Genomic DNA, 19,563 nt, shown 5'->3' with positions numbered 1-19,563 from the left:
AGTCGGGCTCCTGCGGGGGGAAGGTGCCCGCTCAGCTCTCGCCTTTTTTGGCCTGATCGCGCTCGCGCAGATAATCGTCCGTGGTGCGCGCGGTTCGGGTCGGCGTCCCGTAAGGGTCGAAGGCTTCCTCCGTGACGAAGGCAACGCGGCAATCCTCGCACATCTTGATGACGTCGAGACGGTTGGGCGAGCCTTCGTACATCCAGTGCGTGCCCTGCAGCTTCGCTGTCACGCGATCGATCGTGCTCTTGACCCCGAATGGCTTGCCGCAGCGAATGCAGCAGAACGGCTCCTCCTGCTTGAGGACGCGTGCCGACGTCGCGGCGGTGCGAAAATCCAGCTGGGGCCTGAGCGTGATCACGCTCTCGGGACAGGTCGCCTTACACAATCCGCACTGCACGCAGGCGTCTTCGACGAAGCGCAGCATCGGCCGCTCGGGATCGTCGCCCAGCGCTCCGGTCGGGCACGCCGACACGCAGGAGAGGCACAACGTGCAGCCGCCGACATCGATCTCCACCGCGCCGAACGGCGCCCCTTCGGGCAGCGCCACGATGTCGACAGGGGCGGGTGAAGCACGGTGAAGCTCGTGCAGCGCGAAGCGCAGCAGGCCCCGCTTCCCACCGATCGGAAGGAAGCTCGCCGGACGCGGCGCCGATGGCATCGACGGGATCCCGGTCAATGCTCTGCTCAGACCGTCCGGGTCGTCCGTCTCGATGATCGCAACCCGGTCGGTGCCGAAGCCGAGCCCGGCGAGGATGGGGTCTGCCAGCGCGATCGTTCGTTCCAACCCCGTGACGTCGTGGCGCGGCCGTCCCCGTAGGAGGAGCCGCACCGCCGACGCGCCGAAGGCGAAGGCCGCGGCGATGCTTTCCAGGCCGATCTGGGTGACCTCATTGACGGCCAGCGGCAGCACATGCGCCGGCAGCCCTTCGCCGAACCGGGCCAGCGCATCGATCAGCGCCGCGCCGTGCGGTTCATCGTGCAGCAGCACGACTGCCTGCTCGCCACCCGCCCCGCGATAGGCGACGAGCATCGCGCGCAGCTTGCGCATCAGCACATCCGGCGGCGGCAATGCGTAGGACGCCGCACCGGTCGGGCAGACCGCCGCGCATTGACCGCAGCCGGCGCAGACATACGGATCGATCGCCACATGGTCGCCGGCCGGCGCGATGGCACCGGTCGGGCAGAGATCGAGGCAGCGGGTGCAGCCGACGATCTGCGAGCGCGAATGGGCGCAGAGCGGCGCGTCGAAGGCGATGTAGCGCGGCTTCTCGAAGGTGCCGACGAGGTCGCGGGCCTTCAGGACGGCCTGCAGCATCGCCGCGGGATTGGCAGGATCGGCGCGCAGATAGCCATCGCGCAGATCGGCGGCGTTGAACAGCGGCGGCCCGCCGGAGAGATCGAGAATGATGTCGCAGCGCGACCGGGTGCCGTGGCGCGAGGGGCCGAACGACAAGACGGCGCGCGAGGACGGCGCCGGCGGCGCGAAATCGTCGACCGTCACCTCGAATGCGCCGAGATGGCCTGCGGCCGTCCGGATCAGCCCCTTCGCGACCGGAAAATCGGCGATGCGCCGCGGCACGATGGCCGCCGGCGGCTTGATCAGCACGGTGACGTCGAGATGCTCCTTGAGCAGGTCGCCGGCCTCGACGGCCACTTCGTCGCGGCCGTAGACGAGGATGACGCCTTCGCTCGCGACATCGACAAACGGCACATCCGGCACGGGCTCCGCCGCCACGGCGAGAAGTGCCGCCATTTTTGGCCCGGCCCGGGCGGCGTCGCCGGACCATCCCGCGGTCTCGCGGATGTTCGCGTACCGGATGGGCGCCGTTCGCCCGCTCTCGGCCGCAGCCTCGGAGAACAGGGCGACCTCCTGCGTGCAGCCGACCGTCAGCGGACCAGCCTCGGCGGCGATCGCCCGGAAGCGGTGGAGCTCCGCCCGGCAGAGGTGTCGCGCCGTCGTGACCTGATCGCCGCGGCAGCCGCGCCGAATGGCCTCTGCGTCGAGCGGCATCGTGTCTTCACACGAGCAGATCACGATCGTCTCAGGCGGAGCCGGCATGTGTCTCGTGATTCCCCAGCGATCGGGATCTGAGTCTTCTGCGCCAAGCTATTTGCCCGGCCACTCCTGGCCCATATAGTCACACAAGTTCGACATCGTAAATCCTGGAGGTCCTGTGCCGATCGAGGCACGCCGCCGGGGGCGCCTGCCCCCACCGTCTGGGCTTGATCTGCCGCCTCCCTTCCGCCTCGTGAGGCTCAGGGAGGCGGGCGATGCGTTTGCCCATGCCACGACCGTCGCGGCCCACGAAGGCGCAGGCACGCTCGTCCATGTCGGCCGCTTCGACATTGCGGAATTCGCGGTGGTCCTCGAGCCGGAGGAGCCGCTTGCGACAGCGCGCCGCGCGCTCTATGCCGGCTTGATCGCCCTGAGAGCGGCGCTGGCGGCGGATGCGCCGCCGCACCGGCTGATCACCTTCGCCTGGCCTGATGCGCTTCATGTCGATGGCGCATTGGCCGGTGGCGTGCGTCTCGCCTGGCCGGCGGCGGCGGATGAAGACAGCCTGCCGGACTGGCTCGTGCTCGGCGCGATGGCGAGGGTGGCCGAGGCGTCTGACGACCAGGGCATCGACGGGCCGCATCCCGCCCGGCTGGTCGAGTCGTGGGCGCGCCATTTCGCCGCCGCCATAGACGAATGGCAGACGGACGGCTTCGGCGTGGTGGCGGACAGCTATCTCGCGCATCTCGGATGCGAGGGAGGCGCCACACCCGCCATCGACGACAATGGCAACTTGGTGCTACGCCGGCTCGACGGGCGGTTGCCCGATCGCCGTTCCCTGGCGGAAGCGCTCGCCGCACCGACATGGCTCGACCCGGCGAGCGGAGGGCTGCGCACGTGAAACTGCTGCGAACCATTCGGGCCGATCCCTCGGACACATTCGTGTTCGAGAGGGCGGCGGAGCCTGGGGAATGGGCAGTGTCGGGCGCTTTCGCGTTTGCACGCATCGACCCGGCCACACTCGTGGGCGGCGCCCGTGCCGCCTTTCGGGCGGGCTTTCTCGGCATCGCTTCGCTCGGATGGTCGACATTGGCGCAGATCGTCGAGGCAAGCGAGACGGACCGAGCGGAGGCCGTGGAAACCCTGGCCAAGCGCCTGGTCGAGAGCTTCGGTGCCCCCGATCTGCGGACCGCGCGGCCGGCGGCGGAGGAGGAGGTCGCCTTCGCCGCCTCGCTCTGCGATCACCCCACCGGAATGCTGGCAGCCGTATCGCGCCGCTACGAGAACGGGTCGATCCACGAGGCGTTTCGCAGCCTGCACCCCGCCAACCGGTTGAAGCCGGCGCGCGCCTTCGACTTCACGGCGATGACGGACGCGGAAGAAGCGGCGGAGGAGGTCGATCTCGCGGGCCTCGCGAAAGGGGAACGCCGTTGAACGCGCGGCGCGACTTCTGGCTCTCCTGCGGCCATCATCTGCTGGATCGCGGCCCGGGCGGCGGGCTGGTGGTCACGGACGAATTCCTGAAAGCCTATCTGGCCCGACCGGAGCTCGCGCCGCCGCCCGACGCGTGCCCGGCAGAACACAGTCTTCGCAGCATTCTGCTGGACCGGCCGCGCCAGGCGGTCACGCCGTCGCAGATCGCGGCGATCGCCGATGCCGACGCGCGCCAGAACTGGGAGCTGATGATCGCCTGGCGCGACCATCTCCTGGATCACCAGACGTTGGAGGCGGGCTATCTCGACCTCGTCCGGCGTGGGCTCAGATTTCCGCATCTCTTCATCGACCAGCTGGTGCAGGTGATCCTGCGAAACGCACTGGATGGCTGCGACGACGCTTTCGAGCTGCGGGCAGCCGAGATGTTCTTCCGGCCGCAACGGCTTGCCCTGCACCAGGGCTCGCTCGTGGCCGCCGATGACGAGACCGTGTCCGGCCTCGGCGGCCGGCCGCTGTCGCCGCTGGTCTCGCTGCTGGGATTGCCGACGGCGGCCGAGATCGACGTGCTCAGCGATGCCAACGACGGCGGCTATTGGGATCGCAGCGACCGGTTCGACATGGCGCTCGATCTCACGACCGGCCGGCGCGGGCTCGCGGCGCTCGGCGACGTCGTTGCACGCTGGATCGCCCATCTGCTCGCGATCGATGTCGCGATCGAGCCCATGATCGAGCTGCGGGACGTGCCGCTGAGGTGGTATGTTGGCCTGGATCCCGATGCGACGCGTATCGGCGATGCGCTGTGGAACGGCGACGATCTCGACGAAGCGGCGCGGGCCCGCGTGATCGGCCTCTATCGGCTGGTTTTCGAGGACCCGAGAGACGTGATCGAGGAGCTCAGGGGCGAACCGGTGTATCTCATCGTTGCCATAACGGCCGACAAGGTGCTGCGACTGAAACCGCAGAATCTCGTGACCGGCCTTCCGATCCGGCAACGGGAGGCGGCACGGTGAGGGAGACGGCGCTCGCACGCATTCCCGTGGGCGTCATCGTGGAGCGCCGCAAGGCGATGAGTCCGTGGCTCGATTTCCTGTGGCGCCCGGTCTCGGTCCTTCCCGGGAACCCCTCGGCGGCGCCCTGGACGCAGATCAGCGCTGGGCCGGCGGCGGCCATGTTCTACGCAGGCGAGGCCGTGATCGAACTGCACCGGACGGAAACGGTCAATTATCGCGCCAATCTGGCTTCCGGCGCACCCTTGCTGTGGGTGGTGCTGCGCCCGACCAAGTCTGAGCCGGCCTATGAGGTTCTCACCGTGACGGCCGATCCGGCGGAGGGCGAGGCTTTCACGGACGCCGGCAACGATCTGGTCGAGGCCGTGCCCATGCCGCCCATCATCGCCGGGAAGCTTGCTGATTTCATCGCCGAGCACCATGTCGAGCGGCCCTTCGTGAAACGCCGGCGCGATCGGGCTTCGACGGATGGACATGCCGGGCGCGACGACGGCCAAGAGGGGGGCGAATGAGCGCGCCTGAACCTTTCATGTCACGCTGGTCGCGGCTGAAAGAGGAGGCCGGCAGCAGGACGGACTCCGAGCCCGCCCCTCTGCCTCTCAAATCGGATGCCGTCGCGGCGAAGCCTGTCGGTGCGGATGCAGAGACGGCCGTGCCGACCGAAACGAACGCGCCCGGTCCGCTGGTCTTCGACCCGGCCAGCCTGCCGCCGATCGAATCGATATCCGTCGGCACCGACATCCGTTCGTTCCTGCAGTCCGGCGTCCCGGCAGACCTGACGCGCGCTGCCCTGCGCCGCGCCTGGGTCGCCGATCCGACAATCCGAGACTTCATCGGGATCGCCGAAAACCAGTGGAATTTTAACGACCCGACCGCGATCCCAGGCTTCGGACCGCTGACCGCCGCCGACGACGTTCCGGGGCTCCTTGCCAGGATCATGGGCACAACGGACGATGCCGTGGGCCGGATCACCGAAGTCGTCGCCCCCGCTCGTCCCGCGGCGTCGCCGGCCACCGATGGCCGCCGCGTCGAGGCCGACGACGTCCGACCGGGGGTCGCGATCACGGCAGACGATCCCGGCAGTCCGCATGCGGTCGGGCGCGAGCAGGAGCGCCATGGGGCGGAGATCGCGGCGGCAGATCGACACGCCGCCGCAGAGTCGGGCGCCGCAGAACCGGGCGTACGGCGCAATCGCCGTCCGCACGGGAGCGCCATGCCCAAATGACCTCGGCAGCTCCACGCGCACGCCGTTGACGATCGTCCCGCCCGGGTTCTAGCGTCCGGGCGGAATTGTACGGAATCCTTGAAGGATCGAGCAGATGCGGGATCCGGGCTCTCAGGAGGCCATGCGCGACGAACCCGCAGCCCATGCCGTCGACGAGATCGATCGGGCGCGCGAGCAGGAATACGCGTTGCTCTCGACATTGCTGGCGCGATGCCCCGACGCGGCCATGATCGAGAGCCTGGCCGGCCTGCAGGGCGATGCGAGCCCGCTCGGCATCGCGCATGCGGCGCTCGGGCAGGCTGCCGCCCGGACCGACGCCAAAGAGGTCCAACGGGAGTATTTCGACCTCTTCAGCGGGCTCGGGCGCGGTGGGCTGCTTCCCTACGCATCCTATTACTTGACGGGCTCTCTGTACGGTCGCCCCCTCGCGCGGCTGCGGGATGTTCTGCAACCGCTCGCGATCGTGCCGGCGGAGGGACAATCAGAACCCGAGGATCATGCCGCCATGCTCCTTGAAATCATGGCAGGCCTCGCCGGCGGCCGGATCGCCGCTCCGGTCGGAACGGAGCGTGACATTTTCGAGACGCACCTCGCGCCGTGGATCGGACGCTTCTTTGCGGACCTCGAACAGACCGGGCCGGCGACGTTCTATGCAGCCGTTGGTGGGCTGGGCCGAGTCTTCACGGAGATCGAAATCGAGGCATTCAGATTGCCGGCTTAACCAGTCTGCGAAAGCATGCCTTGGCAATGTGGGGCTTCCCCCTCTGAGTCGACGACGTCAGGAATGAGGAGAAAGGTTGTGCGCAGCTTCTTGGTAGCATGTTTAGTAGCCGTCATCATTGCTGTTGGCGCCGCTGCTGTGCTGGACCAATTCGTGCAGGAACCAGTTTCGAGCGCATTTGCCGAGTCGAGCGTCCGGAACTAGGCTTCGTTGGAGAAGGGGCAAACACAGCAGTGCTGAGGCGAGGCTGACGGCGCCAAGATATGGCTCTTTGGCACGGCATCTTTGACCCCCGTGCGCCCCTGCCACCAGCCAAGCCCGTTCCAACGATTTGTTCCTGATGTGCTTGAAGAAGCACCGATCGCTGTTCCGACCAGAACCACGGCGAGCCCATGGTCACGTATCGTCTTCACGACGCTCCTTGCCCTGGGATCTCGAAGAGTCGGCATCGATCGCCGCTGGGTCGGCATCGAAGACGATGCGCTCAGTGCCGCTCAGCGCGATGAACCGGGTGCCTTTTGCTCGGCCGATCAGCGTAAGGTTCGCTTGCCGCGCGAGGTCGACCCCCCAGGCCGTAAAGCCCGAGCGGCTGATCAGGATCGGGATCCTCATGCGGACGATCTTGATGACCATTTCGGACGTCAGGCGCCCGGTCGTGTAGAAGAGCTTTCCCTCTGGCCGAATACCGTTGAGGAACATGTATCCGGCGATCTTGTCGATCGCGTTGTGCCGTCCGACGTCTTCCATATAGACGAGCGGGGCATCACGCTCGCACAACACGCAGCCGTGCATAGCGCCCGCTTCCAGATAGAGACTCGGCGTCAGGTTGATTGCCCGGCCCAGACTATAGAGCCAGGAAACGCGCAACTCCGCCTCACGGCCGAGCGTGATCGCAGCAAAATTTTCCAGAAGATCGCCGAAAGCCGTACCCTGGGCACATCCTGAGGTCAGCGTCTTCTTGCGAAGCTTGTCCTCGAAGTCGGTCTCGCGGGCGGTCCGTACGACGACGACTTCCAGATCATCGTCGTGCTCGATGGCGGTGATTTCGTCATCGGGTCGCAGCATGTTCTGATTGAGCAGGTATCCCACCGCCAGACAGTCCGGATAGTCTCCGACCGTCATCATCGTGACGATCTCTCGGCTGTTGAGGAACAAGGTCAGTGGACGCTCGACCGGGACCGTGACATTGACTTTGGCGCCAGCGTGATCGATGCCGTCGATCGAACGGGTAAGGCTCGGATTGGCTGGGTTCGGCCGGATCACGAGGCTTGCGGGGGCTACGAGCTTGCCGGTCACGCCATTTCACCGCAGGGGATGAAATCGACCATCATGTCCGGCCCAGGCTCGGTCAGCGACGTCAGCATGTCTGCTCCCTCCGTCGGAAAAGCATTGAAGGCGCCCGCTATCGCCTCGCCGCGACCGAAACACGGGCATCATCTGTGTGCCGACGTTGCATCGCCCACGGCAAGATGGAGATACATCGCCGCTGCCCATTTTAAGCTTCAGCGGCGGCCTGCGTCGATTCGTGTCGTGGAAGCCCAGTACCAAAGAAGCCCGGCAGTGCGCCGGCGCCCGATTCCGTGGAGATCCAGCAGGGCTTCGGTCGGCCAATCAACACGATGGCCCTTCACCTGTGACGCACGAGCGACTTTGCGGCATTCGGACCGCAGGCAACCGCCAGATCAGCGGAGAATGCAGCATTTGCGGCCGTATTGCGCCGGGCTCAGGAGACATTTCGAGGCGCATGACGGTGGTGTCAGCGCCAAAAGCGCGAAGAGACCGCCATCGCAGCCTCATCCTAACGCACTGATTTTCCCGAAAAACTGGAGCGGGCGAAGGGATTCGAACCCTCGACCCCAACCTTGGCAAGGTTGTGCTCTACCCCTGAGCTACGCCCGCTCTGGCGCCGTCCGGCGCCGCAGCGCCGTCCGAGGTGGCGGGTTATATCCGATGCCACGGGATTTGCAAGCACCTAAATGCCGAAATTTCCGACGCCCGGAGACGCGGCGGCACCCGGTGCTTCCAGCGCATGGGCGCGCCCCGGGCGGGTGGGCTTGGAAGCGGGACGGCAGGCTCGTATAACACCGGGGCCATGACCGCGCCCGACACCAACACCCCCGCCCGCGCCGACGCGCCCGCCGCCGAAACCGCCGGCCGCCCCCGCGCCACGCCGCAAGACCTGTTCGCGCGATTGCGGTCGCTGGGCCTCGCCGTCAGCACCCATGAGCACGAGGCGGTGTTCACCGTCGAGGAATCGCGCCACCTGCGCGGCCTGCTGCCGGGCTGGCATTCCAAGAACCTGTTCCTGCGCAACAAGAAGGGCCAGGAATGGCTGGTCGTGTGCGAGGAGCAGCGGCGCATCGACCTCAAGGGCCTGGGTGACCTGCTCGGCGCCGGGCGCCTGTCCTTCGGGTCGCCCGATCGGCTGATGGATTCGCTCGGCGTCACCCCCGGCTCGGTCACGCCCTTCGCCATCATCAATGACGCCGACCGGCGGGTGACCATCGTGCTGGATTCCGGGATGATGCGGCACGGCACCCTGCACTTCCATCCGCTGGTCAACACCATGACCACGGCGATCGAGCCGGCCGGGCTGCTGGGCTTCATTGCGAGCTGCGGCCACGAACCCCATATCGTCGATCTCGACCCCGTCACCCTGCCGGCTGAACCAGAGTCTGCCGGGAGCTGACGCCCCGCTTGCCGCCCCCGCCCTTCGGCACAGATCAATACCAGACCTGGGACAACGCCATGGACGCCCTCATCAACGCCGCCGCCGGCACCGCCCCGGCGATCAAGGACAGCAGCACCGCCGGCTTCCGCGCCGACGTGATCGAGGCCTCGATGGAGGCGCCGATCATCGTCGACTTCTGGGCCACCTGGTGCGGCCCGTGCAAGACGCTGACCCCGATCCTGGAGAAGCAGGTCCAGGCCGCCCAGGGCAAGGTCCGGATGGTCAAGGTCGACATCGACCAGAACCAGGCCCTGGCGGCGCAGCTGCGCATCCAGTCGGTGCCCACGGTCTATGCCTTCTACCAGGGCCGGCCGGTCGACGGCTTCATGGGCGCGGTGCCGGAAAGCCAGGTCAAGGCGTTCGTCGACAAGCTGGTGCAGCTGGCCGGGCATGACGACCACGACCATGTCGACCAGCTGCTGGCCGAGGCCAAGACCGTGCTCGATGGCGGCAATGCCGAAGAGGCGGCCGGCATCTACCAGCACATCCTGGCGCATGCGCCGGACAGCGGTGCCGCGGTCGCCGGCCTGCTGCGCAGCCTGATCGCGCTGGGTGAGACCGATCAGGCCAAGCAGCTGCTGGAGAGCCTGACCCCCGAACTGGCCCAGCATGCCGAGGTGCAGGCGGCGAAGAGCGCGCTGGAGCTGGCGGAGCAGAGCGCCGGCGCCATCGCCGGCCTGGCCGGGCTGCGCCAGCGCCTGGCCGCCAACCCCGACGACCACGAGGCGCGCTACGAGCTGTCCACCGCCCTGTACGGCGCCGGCCAGCAGGAGGAGTCGGTGGACGAGCTGCTGGAACTGTTCCGCCGCAACCGCGAGTGGAACGAACAGGCGGCGCGCAAGCAGCTGGTCAAGCTGTTCGAGGCGCTGGGCCCGACCGATCCGCTGACCCTGTCCGGCCGGCGGCGGCTGTCCTCGCTCCTGTTTTCATGAAGAGGGGGCCGCGCGCGCCCAGCTTCGAGGACCTCGGCACCGACCTGCCGGTCTTCCCCCTGCCCGGGGTCCTGCTGCTGCCGCGCGGCCTTCTGCCCCTGAACATCTTCGAGCCGCGCTACCTCGCCATGATCGAGGATGCGCTGGCCGCCGACCGTCTGATCGGGATGATCCAGCCGCGCACCGAATCCGCGGCGGCGCCCCCGCTCTACACCGTCGGCTGCGCTGGCCGGATCACCAGCTTCGACGAGACCGATGACGGCCGCTACCTGATCACCCTGACCGGGCTGTGCCGGTTCCGGGTGGCGGCGGAACTGGAGGAGCGGCGCGGCTACCGCCGGGTGCGGCCGGACTGGACCGGCTTCGCCGCCGACATGGCCGCCCCGGCCGCGGCCGAGATCAACCGCGCCGGGCTGGACCAGGCCCTGACCGAATACTTCCGGGTGGCCGGCCTGTCCGCCGACTGGGAGGCGATCGGCCAGACCCCCGACGAGCGGCTGGTGACCTCGCTGGCCATGATCTGCCCGTTCGAGCCGCAGGAGAAGCAGGCACTGCTGGAGGCGAAGGATCTCTGCGAGCGCACTGATCTCATGCTATCGATCATCCGGATGGCGATCCATGGCGGCGATGCCGGCCAGGTGCGCCACTGACAGAGCATCCGGAACCGGCCATGAGCGACACCCCCGAGACCCCCGTCACCCCCGCCGCCAGCCTGCCCGCGGCGGTCGACCCGCGCCTGCTGGAAATGCTGGTCTGCCCGCTGACCAAATCGCCGCTGCGCTACGACGCCAAGGCGCAGGAGCTGATCTCCGACCAGGCGCGGCTGGCCTATCCGATCCGCGACGGCATCCCGATCATGCTGATCGACGAGGCCCGGCCGCTCGACCCCGACGCGCGGCGCTGAGCCCATGGCCGGCAATCTGGGCAGCCCGCCCCTGACTGGAAGCGTGTCTCGGCCGGTCGAGATCCGGCTGAAGCGGGCCGAGCGCGTGCTGGAGATCCGTTTCGACGACGGGCTGCACGTCACCCTGTCGGCCGAGCTGCTGCGGGTCGAGAGCCCGTCCGCCGAGGTCCAGGGCCACGGCCCGTCGCAGAAGACCATCGTCGGCGGCAAGCGCAACGTCGCGATCACGGGCGTCGAGCCGGTCGGCCACTACGCGGTGCGGCTGGTGTTCGACGACGGCCACGACACCGGCCTCTATTCCTGGACCTATCTCCACGACATGGCGAGCCGGCAGGACGAGCTGTGGCGGGGCTACCTCGCCGCACTGGAGGCCCGAGGGCTGTCACGTGACCGCTGAGCTTGATGCGCCGGTCCCGGGCCGCCAGCCGGTCGCGGCGACGCTGGCCGGGCTGCGGCGCTGGCTGGGCAACCAGGCGCTGATGGCCGGGCCGGTGCCCGACGTCGCCACCGGCTTCGCCGACCGCCTGCTGAAGGCCGGCATTCCGCTGTGGCGGGCCCATCTCTCAGTCTCGACCCTGCATCCGCAGATGGAAGCGATCGGCCTGACCTGGACCAGCGACGGCGGCCGGCAACTCGAGGAATACGGCCATGGGTCGTTCAGCCGGGTGTCGCGCGACAGCCCGATCTACGACGCCATCGTCCGGGCCCGCGAGGCGGCCCGCGACCCCGCCACGGCGCGTGCCGAGGACATCGTGCCGCTGACCCGCTACCGGCTGGAGCGGGACGAAGGGGTGGAGCAGTTCCCGGTCCTGGGCGCCTTCCGCGATGCCGGCGCCACCGACTACCTCTGCTTCGTCATCCCGTTCTCGGCCGACGGTCTGCTGCATCCGCTGGAAAGCGGCGCGGTGGTCAGCCTGGCCACCGACCGGCGCGGCGGCTTCACCGCGGAGGAGGTGGAGGCGATCGACGAGCTGATGCCGACCTTCGGCGCCGCCATCCGCATCGGCATCGACCTTGCCGCCTTCCGCACCGTGCTGGGCACCTATCTCGGCCGCGATGTCGGCCAGCGGGTGATGCGTGGCGAGATCCGCCGCGGCTCGGTCCAGACCATCTCGGCGGCGATCCTGGTCGGCGACCTGCGCGGCTTCACCGCCCTGGCCGACGCCATGCCGCGCGACCAGCTGGTGACCATGCTGGACGACTATCTGGACGCGCTGGCGACGCCGATCGAGACCCAGGGCGGCCAGGTGCTGAAGTTCATGGGCGACGGCCTGCTGGCCACCTTCGCCTTTGCCGAAGACGACCCGGCCGAGACCTGCGGCCGGGCGCTGGCGGCAGCGACCGAGGCGCTGGCCCGCATCGCCGCGATCAATGTCCGCCGCGCCGGCGACGGCGAGCCGGTGATGACGCTGGACGTCGCCCTGCATGTCGGCGACGTGCTGTACGGCAATGTCGGATCCGGCCAGCGGCTGGACTTCACCATCATCGGCCCGGCGGTGAACGAGGCCAGCCGGCTGGAGCATCTGTGCGGCGCGCTGGATGTGCCGATGGTGATCAGCCAGCGCTTCGTCGAAGCCCTGGCGGCGCCGGACCGCTTCCGCTGCCTCGGCCCCCAGACCCTGCGCGGCGTGCGAGCGCCGGTCGAAGTGTTCACGCCAGTCTAGGCACCCGCCTCCCACAGCCGCGCCAAATCGAAGCCGTGCACGTCGCGGCACAGGGCAACGAAGGCGGCGGCCTGGTGGTCGACGACCTGCCGCCCCTTCTCCGCCGTCGCCCGGGCGGCGTTGCCGACCGCGCCGCCGGGGTTGAGGTCCTGCGCCATCCAGCCGAACTGCGAGATGCCGTGCGCCCGGAGATGCGCGAACTCCTGGATGAACTCCAGTTGGGTCGAGCGGAAATCCGCGGCCAGGTCCATCTTCACCAGGTCGGGCCGCAGATGCAGCATGACCGAGGTCTCCATGTCGCCGCCATGGATGCCGTAGGTCGCCTCCTCCGCTGGGAACAGCCCCTCGGGGTTGCCGAAGCGCGACCAGGCCGAATGCACCGCCAGCATGGAATGCCGGACCCGCAGCTCGCGCGCCACCACGTCGAGGATCGGCACGTTGCCGCCATGCGAATTGATCAGGATCAGCTTGCGCACCCCGGCCCGCCGCACGCTCTCGCCGATCTCGATCAGGAGCTGGGTCAGGGTCTCCCAGGACAGCGTCAGGGTGCCGGGCGAGGCGATGTGTTCGTTCGACTTGCCGACCGCCTGGGTCGGCAGCAGCGTCACCGGCAGATCTTCCGGCAGCAGCTCCAGCACCCGCCGCACCATGCCCTCGGCGATGCAGGTGTCGGTGTAGACCGGCAGGTGCGGGCCGTGCTGCTCGATGGCGCAGACCGGCTGCACCGCGATCCAGCCCTCCGTCCCGCCGTCGCGGAAGTCGAGCGTCGTCATCTCGTGCCAGTGGCGCTTCGGCAGCATCGGAAATCCTTTCAGACGGCAGGCCCAGCGGCCACGATCTCGACTTCAACGAAGAATTCCGGCCGGGCGAAGCCGGAGACGATCATCAGGGTCGAGGCCGGCGGCGGGTCGGCGACGAAGCGGTCGCGCGCCGCCATGTAGCCCTTGAGATGCTCCCGCCCGGTGACATAGGCGTTGATCCGGATGATGTGGGACAGGTCCAGCCCCGCCGCCGCCAGGATGGCGCGGATGTTCTCGAAGCAGCGCTCGGTCTGGCCCTCGACCGTGCCGGGCACGGCCTCGTCCGGGCCGATGCCGAGCTGGCCGGAGCAGAACAGCAGGCGGTGGCCAGCCGGCACCTCGACGGCATGGCTGTAGCGGGCGAAGGGTGGCCGGATTCCGGTGGGGGTGATGGGGCGCGACAAGGGTTTCGTCTCCCGCAAAAGCAACGGCACGGTAAGGCGGCGGCGGGCCGGTGACAAGGTTGCCGGGTGCCGGAAATCTCGGCTAGGCTGCCGTCAAAATAGGCAATGGACGGACGGGGTTTCCCCGGCTGCGGGGCCGCCCCAAGCCTCCATGCGCAGCATGTGTCCTGCAGGTCTTCGGTCAGGCGGTCCCGGCCCGCGTACCAGGGGCGGATGGCATGGCCGTTGCATCCTGTCTTCGATGGTGCCCATCAACGACACAAGAACGGGATCGGCTTCATGCAGCTCTTCGGACGGGTCCTCGGCCTCGCCCTCGGCCTGACGGCCGGGCTTGCCGCGACCTCCGCCTTCGCGCTCGACAAGGTCACCTTCGGCACCAACTGGCTGGCCCAGGCGGAGCACGGCGGCTATTACCAGGCGGTGGCCGACGGCACCTACGCCAAGTTCGGGCTGGAGGTCACCATCGCCCAGGGTGGGCCGCAGGCGGCGAACCGGGCGCGGCTGGTGGCTGGACAGATCGATTTCTACATGGGCGGCACCCTGGACGCCTTCGACGCGGTCAAGGAGGGCGTGCCGACGGTCAATGTCGCCGCCATCTTCCAGAAGGACCCGCAGGTGCTGCTGGCCCATCCCGACCAGGGGCTGGAGAAGCTGGAGGACCTGGCCAAGCTGAAGACCCTGTTCCTGTCCGGCGATGGCTATGACAGCTATTTCCGCTGGCTGAAATCGGCCTATCCCGGTTTCAAGGACGAGCAGTACAAGCCCTACACCTTCAACCCCGCCCCGTTCATCGCCGACCCGAATTCCGCGCAGCAGGGCTATCTGACCTCGGAGCCGCTCGACATCGAGAAGCAGGCCGGCTGGAAGCCGAAGGTCTTCCTGCTCGCCGATTACGGCTTCGACCCCTATTCGACCACGATCTCGGTGCAGCAGTCGCTGGTCGACAAGAACCCGGATCTGGTCCAGCGCTTCGTCGATGCCACCGCCATCGGCTGGTACAACTACCTATACGGCGACAACGCGGCCGCCAATGCGCTGATCAGACGGGACAATCCGGAGATGACGGATGAGCAGATCGCCTTCGGCATCGCGCAGCTGAAGGCCAACCACATCATCATCGCCGACGAGGCCGAGACCCAGGGCATCGGCTGCATGACGGCGGCGCGCTACCAGGGCTTCTACGACAAGATGGTCAAGGCCGGGGTGCTGGAGCCGGGGCTGGATGTCGGCAAGGCCTTCACCACCCAATTCGTCTGCAAGGGCGTCGGTCTCGACGTCTACAAGAAGCTCGCCGGCGGCTGAGGTGGATTTGGCCGTCTCCCCAGCCCCGGAAAGCCCGGTCACCGGGCCAAAGCGGGCGCTGGTCTCGCTGAACGGCGTATCCAAGCGCTTCGCCAGCGGCACGCTCGCCCTGTCCGCCATGACCCTCGACATCCGCGAGGGCGAGTTCGTCAGCCTGCTGGGCCCGTCCGGCTGCGGCAAGTCGACGGCGCTGCGGCTGGTCGCCGGGCTGGGCACACCCTCGGCCGGCACCATCGACTGGCCGGGCGCCAGCCATGATGCAGTGGGGGTCCCGGAGCGGGAGATCGGCTTCGTGTTCCAGGAGCCGACGCTGATGCCCTGGGCCACGGTGTTCAAGAATGTCTGGCTGCCGCTGCGGCTGAAGGGCCTGTCCCAGGCGGCGGCGCGCGACCGGGTGATGGACGCGCTGGCGATGGTCGGGCTCGACCGCTTCGCCGGCGCCTATCCGCGCGAACTGTCGGGCGGCATGAAGATGCGGGTGTCGATCGCCCGCGCTTTGGTCACCCGGCCGAAGCTGCTGCTGATGGACGAGCCCTTCGCGGCGCTGGACGAGATCACCCGGATCAAACTGAACGACGACCTGCTGCGGCTGTGGCAGGGCCAGAAATGGACCATCGTCTTTGTCACCCATTCGGTGTTCGAATCCGTCTACCTCTCCACCCGGATCGTGGTGATGGCGGCACGGCCGGGCCGCGTGATCGAGGAGGTGGCGGTGGACGCACCCTATCCCCGCGGCAACGACTACCGCCTGTCCGCGCCCTACAACGCCCATTGCCGCACCGTCTCCGACGCGCTGATGAGGGCCATCATGGTGGCGGCGGAATCCAAATGACCCAGGCCGAGCTCCAGGCCGGCGACGCCGCCGAGGATGCCGCCGCGATCGAGGCGGCGCGGCGGGCCGAGCCGGGGCGCGTCGGCAAGCTGGCGGCGCGCATCGCGGTGCCGGGGATCGCCTTCGCCGCCTTCATCGCGCTGTGGCAGTGGTATGTCGTCACCTACCAGGTGCCGCACTACATCCTGCCGGCGCCGACCCAGGTGCTGGCGGCGCTGGTCACCGACTGGCCGATCCTGTCCTCGGCGCTGGAGGTCACGCTCGGCATCACCTTCGCGGCCCTGGCCGCGGCGCTGGTCGGCGGCGTGGCGCTGGCGATCCTGTTCGTGCAGTGGCGCTGGCTGGAGCTGGCCTTCTACCCCTATGCCGTGGTGCTGCAGGTGACGCCGATCGTCGCCATCGCCCCCCTGATCATCATCTACGCGCCGTCGACCGAATCGGTGCTGCTGATCTGCGCCTTCATCGTCGCTTTCTTCCCGATCCTGTCGAACATGACCCAGGGGCTGAAGAGCACCGACCACAACCTGCTGAACCTGTTCGAGCTGTACGGTGCGTCGCGCTGGCAGGCGCTGCTGCACCTGCGCATCCCCGCCGCCCTGCCCTACTTCACCACCGGCCTCAGGATCGGCGGCGGTCTGGCGCTGATCGGGTCGGTGGTGGCGGAGTTCGCGGCCGGATCGGCCGGGGCCCAGTCCGGCCTGGCCTTCCGCATCCTGGAGGCCGGGCGACGGCTGAACGTGCCGCGGCTGTTCGCGGCGCTGCTGCTGATCACCCTGACCGGCATCGCCATCTTCGCCCTGACCAGCCTGGTCTCGCACCTGCTGCTGCGACGCTGGCATGAAAGCGCCATCCGGCGGGAGAACTGAGCATGTTCGCTACCCTGCCCGCCGCCGCGCGCTACCGCCTGACCAACGCCACGGTGCCCGCCTGCCTGGTCGAGGGCACCGCCCTGGCGCCGGACGCCGAAGGCTTGGCCCGGGCCGACCTGACCATCGACGGCGCCACCCTGGCCGCGATCCGCCCGGCCGGCAGCCCCGACCCCGACGGCGCCGCCCTGCCGGCGCTGGACCTCGACGGCGGCATGGTGTGGCCGGCCTTCGTCGAGGCGCACACCCATCTCGACAAGGGCCACATCTGGCCGCGCGCGCCGAACCCGGACGGCAGCTTCAACGGGGCACTCACCGCCGTGCGCGGGGACAGGGCGGCGCATTGGTCGGCAACGGATGTGCGGGCGCGGATGGAGTTCAGCCTGCGCAGCGCCTTCGCCCATGGCACGCGGCTGATCCGCACCCATATCGACAGCGACCCGCCACAGCATTCCGTCTCCTGGCCGATCTTCGCGGCTTTGCGCGCTGAATGGGCGGGACGGATCGAGCTGCAGGGCACGGCCCTGGTCGGCATCGACCGGTTGCTGGACGATCCCTACTTCGACAACCTCAGCGATACGGTGCGCACCCATGGCGGCATGCTGGGCGCCGTCACCTACATGGTCCCGGGCATCGAGGCCGGCATCGACCGGATATTCCGCCACGCGATCGAGCATGGGCTGGACCTCGACTTCCACGCCGACGAGACCGGCGATCCGGAGGTACGGTCGCTGGCGATGATCGCCGAAGCCGCGATCCGCCACCGCTACCGCGGCCGGGTGCTGGTCGGCCATTGCTGTTCCCTGGCCCGGCAGCCCGAGGACGTCATCGACCGCACGCTGGACCTTGTGGCCGAGGCCGGCCTGGCCATCGTGTCGCTGCCGATGTGCAACATGTACCTGCAGGACCGCCGCAGTGGCGCGACGCCGCGCTGGCGCGGGGTGACGCTGCTGCACGAGATGAAGGCGCGCGGCATCCCGGTCGTGGTCTCCTCCGACAACACCCGCGACCCGTTCTACGCCTATGGCGATCTCGACCCGCTGGAGGTCTACACCCAGGCGACGCGCATCCTGCATCTCGACCACCCGGTCGGCGATTGGCCACGTGCGGTGACCGCGACCCCGGCCGAGGTGCTGGGCCGGCCCGAGTTCGGCCGCCTGGCCGCGGGCGGCGGCGCCGACCTGGTGCTGCTGCGCGCCCGCCGCTGGACCGAGCTGCTGTCCCGCCCCCAGGCCGACCGGATCGTGATCCGCGCCGGCCGCGCCATCGACACCACGCTGCCGGATTACCGCGAGCTCGACGCCCTGCTGGCGCCCGCCGAAGGAGAGGCCCGATGACCGATCTCGCCGCGCTGAAGCGCGACCTGGAGGGGCTGCGCGTCACCGACGACCCGGTGCTGGTGAAGCAGAAGAGCCAGGACTTCTTCTGGTACTCGCCGGTGCTGAAGCGGCAGCTGGAGCACGTCACCGGCGACATCGTGGTGTCGCCGACCTCGGAGGCCGAGGTGGTGCAGGCGCTGAAGGCGGCCCATGCCCATGGCGTGCCGGTGACGCCGCGCGGCGCCGGCACCGGCAATTACGGCCAGGCCATGCCGCTGTCCGGCGGCATGGTGCTGAACCTGGCCCGGATGAACGCGGTCACCGCGATCCGCCCCGGCGCGGTGACGGCCGAGGCCGGCGCGGTCCTGGCGCAGATGGATGCGCAGACCCGGGCCAAGGTCGGGCAGGAGATGCGGCTGTTCCCGTCGACCTACCGCATGGCGACGATCGGCGGCTTCCTGGCCGGCGGGTCCGGCGGCGTCGGTTCGATCCGCTGGGGCGGCTTGCGCAACCTCGGCAACGTCATGCGGCTGAAGCTGGTGACGATGGAGGCGGAGCCGCGAATCCTCGACCTGTCCGGCGAAGACCTGCTGAAGGCGCTGCACGCCTATGGCACCAACGGCATCATCACCGAGGTCGAGATCCCGCTGACCGCGGCGCCGGACTGGGTCGACGTCGTGGTCGGCTTCGACGACTGGATGGACGCGGTGCGCTTCGGCGAGGAGATCGGCCGGGCCGACGGCCTGCTGGTGAAGGAGATCGCGCCGGTCGCCGCCCCGGTGCCCTACGAGTATTTCCTGAAGCACCGCAAATTCGTGCGCCCCGACCAGTCGGTGGTGCTGCTGATGGTGGCCGACTTCGCCATGGGCGGCTTCGAGGCCTTCATGAAGCGGTCGAAGGGCGAGGTGCTGTTCCGCGCCGACACTGCGACCGACGAGGAGAAGAAGGGCCTGCCGCCGCTGTACGAGCTGACCTGGAACCACACCACGCTGCGGGCGATCAAGATCGACCCGACCATCACCTACCTGCAGGTCCTGTACCCCTTCCCCGACCATCTGCGGCTGGTCGAGGAGATGACGAAGATCTTCGACGACGAGGTGCCGGGGCATCTCGAAGTGATCCGCTTCGACGGCAACGTCACCTGCTCCGGCCTGCCCATCGTGCGCTTCACCAGCGAGGAACGGCTGGACGAGATCATCCGCATCCATGAGGACCATGGCTGCCTGATCTTCAACCCGCACCGCTACACGCTGGAGGAGGGCGGCATGAAGCGCACCGACGCGGTGCAGCTGGAATTCAAGCGCGAGACCGACCCGCAGGGGCTGCTGAACCCCGGCAAGATGATCGGCTGGGACGACCCGAACTACGATCTGAATTCCGGCCGGACCTACCTGTTCCCGGGGCTGCAGGCGACGGCCTGACC

21 protein-coding genes and 1 tRNA gene are annotated in these 19,563 nt (G+C 68.5%); 17 read left to right on the top strand and 5 right to left on the bottom strand.

Translation table 11 applies throughout. The annotated features are described in order from the left end of the window. Window positions 1-31: 31 nt before the first annotated feature. A complete protein-coding gene (locus AB4112_RS00710) occupies window positions 32-2,014 on the bottom strand; it encodes a 4Fe-4S dicluster domain-containing protein (protein ID WP_309797499.1) in 1,983 nt (660 codons plus the stop codon). Window positions 2,015-2,177: 163 nt separating this feature from the next. Here AB4112_RS00710 and AB4112_RS00705 point away from each other — a divergent pair, with 163 nt between their 5' ends. The 6 genes from AB4112_RS00705 to AB4112_RS00680 all read left to right on the top strand — a co-directional run bounded on the left by AB4112_RS00705 (window position 2,178) and on the right by AB4112_RS00680 (window position 6,386). Then, a complete protein-coding gene (locus AB4112_RS00705; RefSeq protein ID WP_309797503.1) occupies window positions 2,178-2,900 on the top strand; it encodes a biotin/lipoate--protein ligase family protein in 723 nt (240 codons plus the stop codon). Next, window positions 2,897-3,433, top strand: coding sequence for a DUF6505 family protein (locus AB4112_RS00700; RefSeq protein WP_309797504.1), 537 nt, complete (start codon window positions 2,897-2,899; stop codon window positions 3,431-3,433). Before AB4112_RS00705 ends, AB4112_RS00700 begins: the two co-directional genes overlap by 4 nt. Beyond that, on the top strand, window positions 3,430-4,443 hold the full coding sequence (locus tag AB4112_RS00695; protein ID WP_441716578.1) for a DUF6352 family protein: 1,014 nt from the start codon (window positions 3,430-3,432) through the stop codon (window positions 4,441-4,443). Before AB4112_RS00700 ends, AB4112_RS00695 begins: the two co-directional genes overlap by 4 nt. Next, on the top strand, window positions 4,440-4,952 hold the full coding sequence (locus tag AB4112_RS00690) for a DUF3305 domain-containing protein (RefSeq protein ID WP_441716577.1): 513 nt from the start codon (window positions 4,440-4,442) through the stop codon (window positions 4,950-4,952). Before AB4112_RS00695 ends, AB4112_RS00690 begins: the two co-directional genes overlap by 4 nt. After that, window positions 4,949-5,665, top strand: coding sequence for a DUF3306 domain-containing protein (locus AB4112_RS00685; RefSeq protein WP_441716575.1), 717 nt, complete (start codon window positions 4,949-4,951; stop codon window positions 5,663-5,665). Before AB4112_RS00690 ends, AB4112_RS00685 begins: the two co-directional genes overlap by 4 nt. 121 nt (window positions 5,666-5,786) lie before the next feature. Then, on the top strand, window positions 5,787-6,386 hold the full coding sequence (locus tag AB4112_RS00680; protein WP_441716573.1) for a TorD/DmsD family molecular chaperone: 600 nt from the start codon (window positions 5,787-5,789) through the stop codon (window positions 6,384-6,386). A gap of 396 nt (window positions 6,387-6,782) precedes the next feature. Here AB4112_RS00680 and AB4112_RS00675 read toward each other — a convergent pair whose 3' ends face one another. Both AB4112_RS00675 and AB4112_RS00670 read right to left on the bottom strand, forming a co-directional pair. Continuing rightward, complete coding sequence (locus AB4112_RS00675; protein ID WP_441716571.1) at window positions 6,783-7,682, bottom strand: formate dehydrogenase accessory sulfurtransferase FdhD; 900 nt, start codon at window positions 7,680-7,682, stop codon at window positions 6,783-6,785. 528 nt (window positions 7,683-8,210) lie between these two features. Next, window positions 8,211-8,285: transfer RNA gene (locus AB4112_RS00670), tRNA-Gly, on the bottom strand. A gap of 193 nt (window positions 8,286-8,478) precedes the next feature. On the opposite strand from AB4112_RS00670, the gene AB4112_RS00665 reads away from it, so the two are divergent. Genes AB4112_RS00665 through AB4112_RS00640 form a run of 6 tightly spaced genes read left to right on the top strand, consistent with a single transcriptional unit; the run spans window position 8,479 to window position 12,617 of the window. After that, a complete protein-coding gene (locus tag AB4112_RS00665; RefSeq protein WP_441716569.1) occupies window positions 8,479-9,075 on the top strand; it encodes a prolyl-tRNA synthetase associated domain-containing protein in 597 nt (198 codons plus the stop codon). Between the two features lie 59 nt (window positions 9,076-9,134). Further along, window positions 9,135-10,049: a thioredoxin gene (trxA, locus tag AB4112_RS00660; RefSeq protein ID WP_441716567.1), complete on the top strand. Its 915-nt coding sequence runs from the start codon at window positions 9,135-9,137 to the stop codon at window positions 10,047-10,049. Beyond that, window positions 10,046-10,699, top strand: coding sequence for an LON peptidase substrate-binding domain-containing protein (locus tag AB4112_RS00655; protein WP_441716565.1), 654 nt, complete (start codon window positions 10,046-10,048; stop codon window positions 10,697-10,699). Before trxA ends, AB4112_RS00655 begins: the two co-directional genes overlap by 4 nt. A gap of 20 nt (window positions 10,700-10,719) precedes the next feature. Then, the gene (locus tag AB4112_RS00650) at window positions 10,720-10,953 is read left to right on the top strand and encodes a Trm112 family protein (RefSeq protein WP_309797516.1); all 234 of its coding nucleotides are present in this window, start codon (window positions 10,720-10,722) and stop codon (window positions 10,951-10,953) included. A gap of 4 nt (window positions 10,954-10,957) precedes the next feature. Further along, window positions 10,958-11,350, top strand: coding sequence for a DUF971 domain-containing protein (locus AB4112_RS00645; protein ID WP_309797518.1), 393 nt, complete (start codon window positions 10,958-10,960; stop codon window positions 11,348-11,350). Next, entirely contained in the window at window positions 11,340-12,617 is a 1,278-nt protein-coding gene (locus AB4112_RS00640) for an adenylate/guanylate cyclase domain-containing protein (RefSeq protein WP_441716563.1), read from the top strand. The genes AB4112_RS00645 and AB4112_RS00640 overlap by 11 nt, the downstream gene beginning before the upstream one ends. Here AB4112_RS00640 and AB4112_RS00635 read toward each other — a convergent pair. Further along, complete coding sequence (locus AB4112_RS00635) at window positions 12,614-13,417, bottom strand: creatininase family protein (RefSeq protein ID WP_309797522.1); 804 nt, start codon at window positions 13,415-13,417, stop codon at window positions 12,614-12,616. The two genes, AB4112_RS00640 and AB4112_RS00635, sit on opposite strands and share 4 nt — an antisense overlap. An 11-nt stretch (window positions 13,418-13,428) precedes the next feature. After that, window positions 13,429-13,821, bottom strand: a complete 393-nt coding sequence (locus AB4112_RS00630) for a RidA family protein (protein WP_309797524.1) — start codon at window positions 13,819-13,821, stop codon at window positions 13,429-13,431. 279 nt (window positions 13,822-14,100) lie between these two features. Between AB4112_RS00630 and AB4112_RS00625 the strand changes: the two genes are divergently transcribed. The 5 genes from AB4112_RS00625 to AB4112_RS00605 are packed head-to-tail and all read left to right on the top strand — an operon-like array spanning window position 14,101 to window position 19,561. After that, window positions 14,101-15,123 (top strand): ABC transporter substrate-binding protein, encoded by a 1,023-nt coding sequence (locus AB4112_RS00625; protein ID WP_441716561.1) that lies wholly within the window; start codon window positions 14,101-14,103, stop codon window positions 15,121-15,123. Between the two features lie 7 nt (window positions 15,124-15,130). Next, the gene (locus AB4112_RS00620) at window positions 15,131-15,955 is read left to right on the top strand and encodes an ABC transporter ATP-binding protein (RefSeq protein WP_441716559.1); all 825 of its coding nucleotides are present in this window, start codon (window positions 15,131-15,133) and stop codon (window positions 15,953-15,955) included. Beyond that, on the top strand, window positions 15,952-16,821 hold the full coding sequence (locus AB4112_RS00615) for an ABC transporter permease (RefSeq protein ID WP_441716558.1): 870 nt from the start codon (window positions 15,952-15,954) through the stop codon (window positions 16,819-16,821). The genes AB4112_RS00620 and AB4112_RS00615 overlap by 4 nt, the downstream gene beginning before the upstream one ends. Window positions 16,822-16,823: 2 nt before the next feature. Next, on the top strand, window positions 16,824-18,158 hold the full coding sequence (locus AB4112_RS00610) for a cytosine deaminase (RefSeq protein WP_309797531.1): 1,335 nt from the start codon (window positions 16,824-16,826) through the stop codon (window positions 18,156-18,158). Next, window positions 18,155-19,561, top strand: a complete 1,407-nt coding sequence (locus AB4112_RS00605; protein ID WP_309797532.1) for an FAD-binding oxidoreductase — start codon at window positions 18,155-18,157, stop codon at window positions 19,559-19,561. The genes AB4112_RS00610 and AB4112_RS00605 overlap by 4 nt, the downstream gene beginning before the upstream one ends. Window positions 19,562-19,563: the final 2 nt, after the last annotated feature.

Origin of the sequence: Inquilinus sp. 2KB_23 (assembly GCF_052115705.1) — a bacterium.
GTDB classification, from domain to species: domain Bacteria; phylum Pseudomonadota; class Alphaproteobacteria; order DSM-16000; family Inquilinaceae; genus Inquilinus; species Inquilinus ginsengisoli_A.
The sequence above is the reverse complement of the archived record's forward strand: the minus strand, read 5'-3'. Positions and strand labels throughout refer to the sequence as shown.

Bases quoted from the DNA above. Each gene is read 5' to 3' on its own strand.
- AB4112_RS00710 (WP_309797499.1), bottom strand. From the start codon at position 2,014: ATGCCGCTCGACGCAGAGGCCATTCGGCGCGGCTGCCGCGGCGATCAG.
- AB4112_RS00685 (WP_441716575.1), top strand. From the start codon at position 4,949: ATGAGCGCGCCTGAACCTTTCATGTCACGCTGGTCGCGGCTGAAAGAG.
- AB4112_RS00680 (WP_441716573.1), top strand. From the start codon at position 5,787: ATGCGCGACGAACCCGCAGCCCATGCCGTCGACGAGATCGATCGGGCG.
- AB4112_RS00665 (WP_441716569.1), top strand. From the start codon at position 8,479: ATGACCGCGCCCGACACCAACACCCCCGCCCGCGCCGACGCGCCCGCC.
- trxA (WP_441716567.1), top strand. From the start codon at position 9,135: ATGGACGCCCTCATCAACGCCGCCGCCGGCACCGCCCCGGCGATCAAG.
- AB4112_RS00655 (WP_441716565.1), top strand. From the start codon at position 10,046: ATGAAGAGGGGGCCGCGCGCGCCCAGCTTCGAGGACCTCGGCACCGAC.
- AB4112_RS00650 (WP_309797516.1), top strand. From the start codon at position 10,720: ATGAGCGACACCCCCGAGACCCCCGTCACCCCCGCCGCCAGCCTGCCC.
- AB4112_RS00645 (WP_309797518.1), top strand. From the start codon at position 10,958: ATGGCCGGCAATCTGGGCAGCCCGCCCCTGACTGGAAGCGTGTCTCGG.
- AB4112_RS00635 (WP_309797522.1), bottom strand. From the start codon at position 13,417: ATGCTGCCGAAGCGCCACTGGCACGAGATGACGACGCTCGACTTCCGC.
- AB4112_RS00625 (WP_441716561.1), top strand. From the start codon at position 14,101: ATGCAGCTCTTCGGACGGGTCCTCGGCCTCGCCCTCGGCCTGACGGCC.
- AB4112_RS00615 (WP_441716558.1), top strand. From the start codon at position 15,952: ATGACCCAGGCCGAGCTCCAGGCCGGCGACGCCGCCGAGGATGCCGCC.
- AB4112_RS00610 (WP_309797531.1), top strand. From the start codon at position 16,824: ATGTTCGCTACCCTGCCCGCCGCCGCGCGCTACCGCCTGACCAACGCC.
- AB4112_RS00605 (WP_309797532.1), top strand. From the start codon at position 18,155: ATGACCGATCTCGCCGCGCTGAAGCGCGACCTGGAGGGGCTGCGCGTC.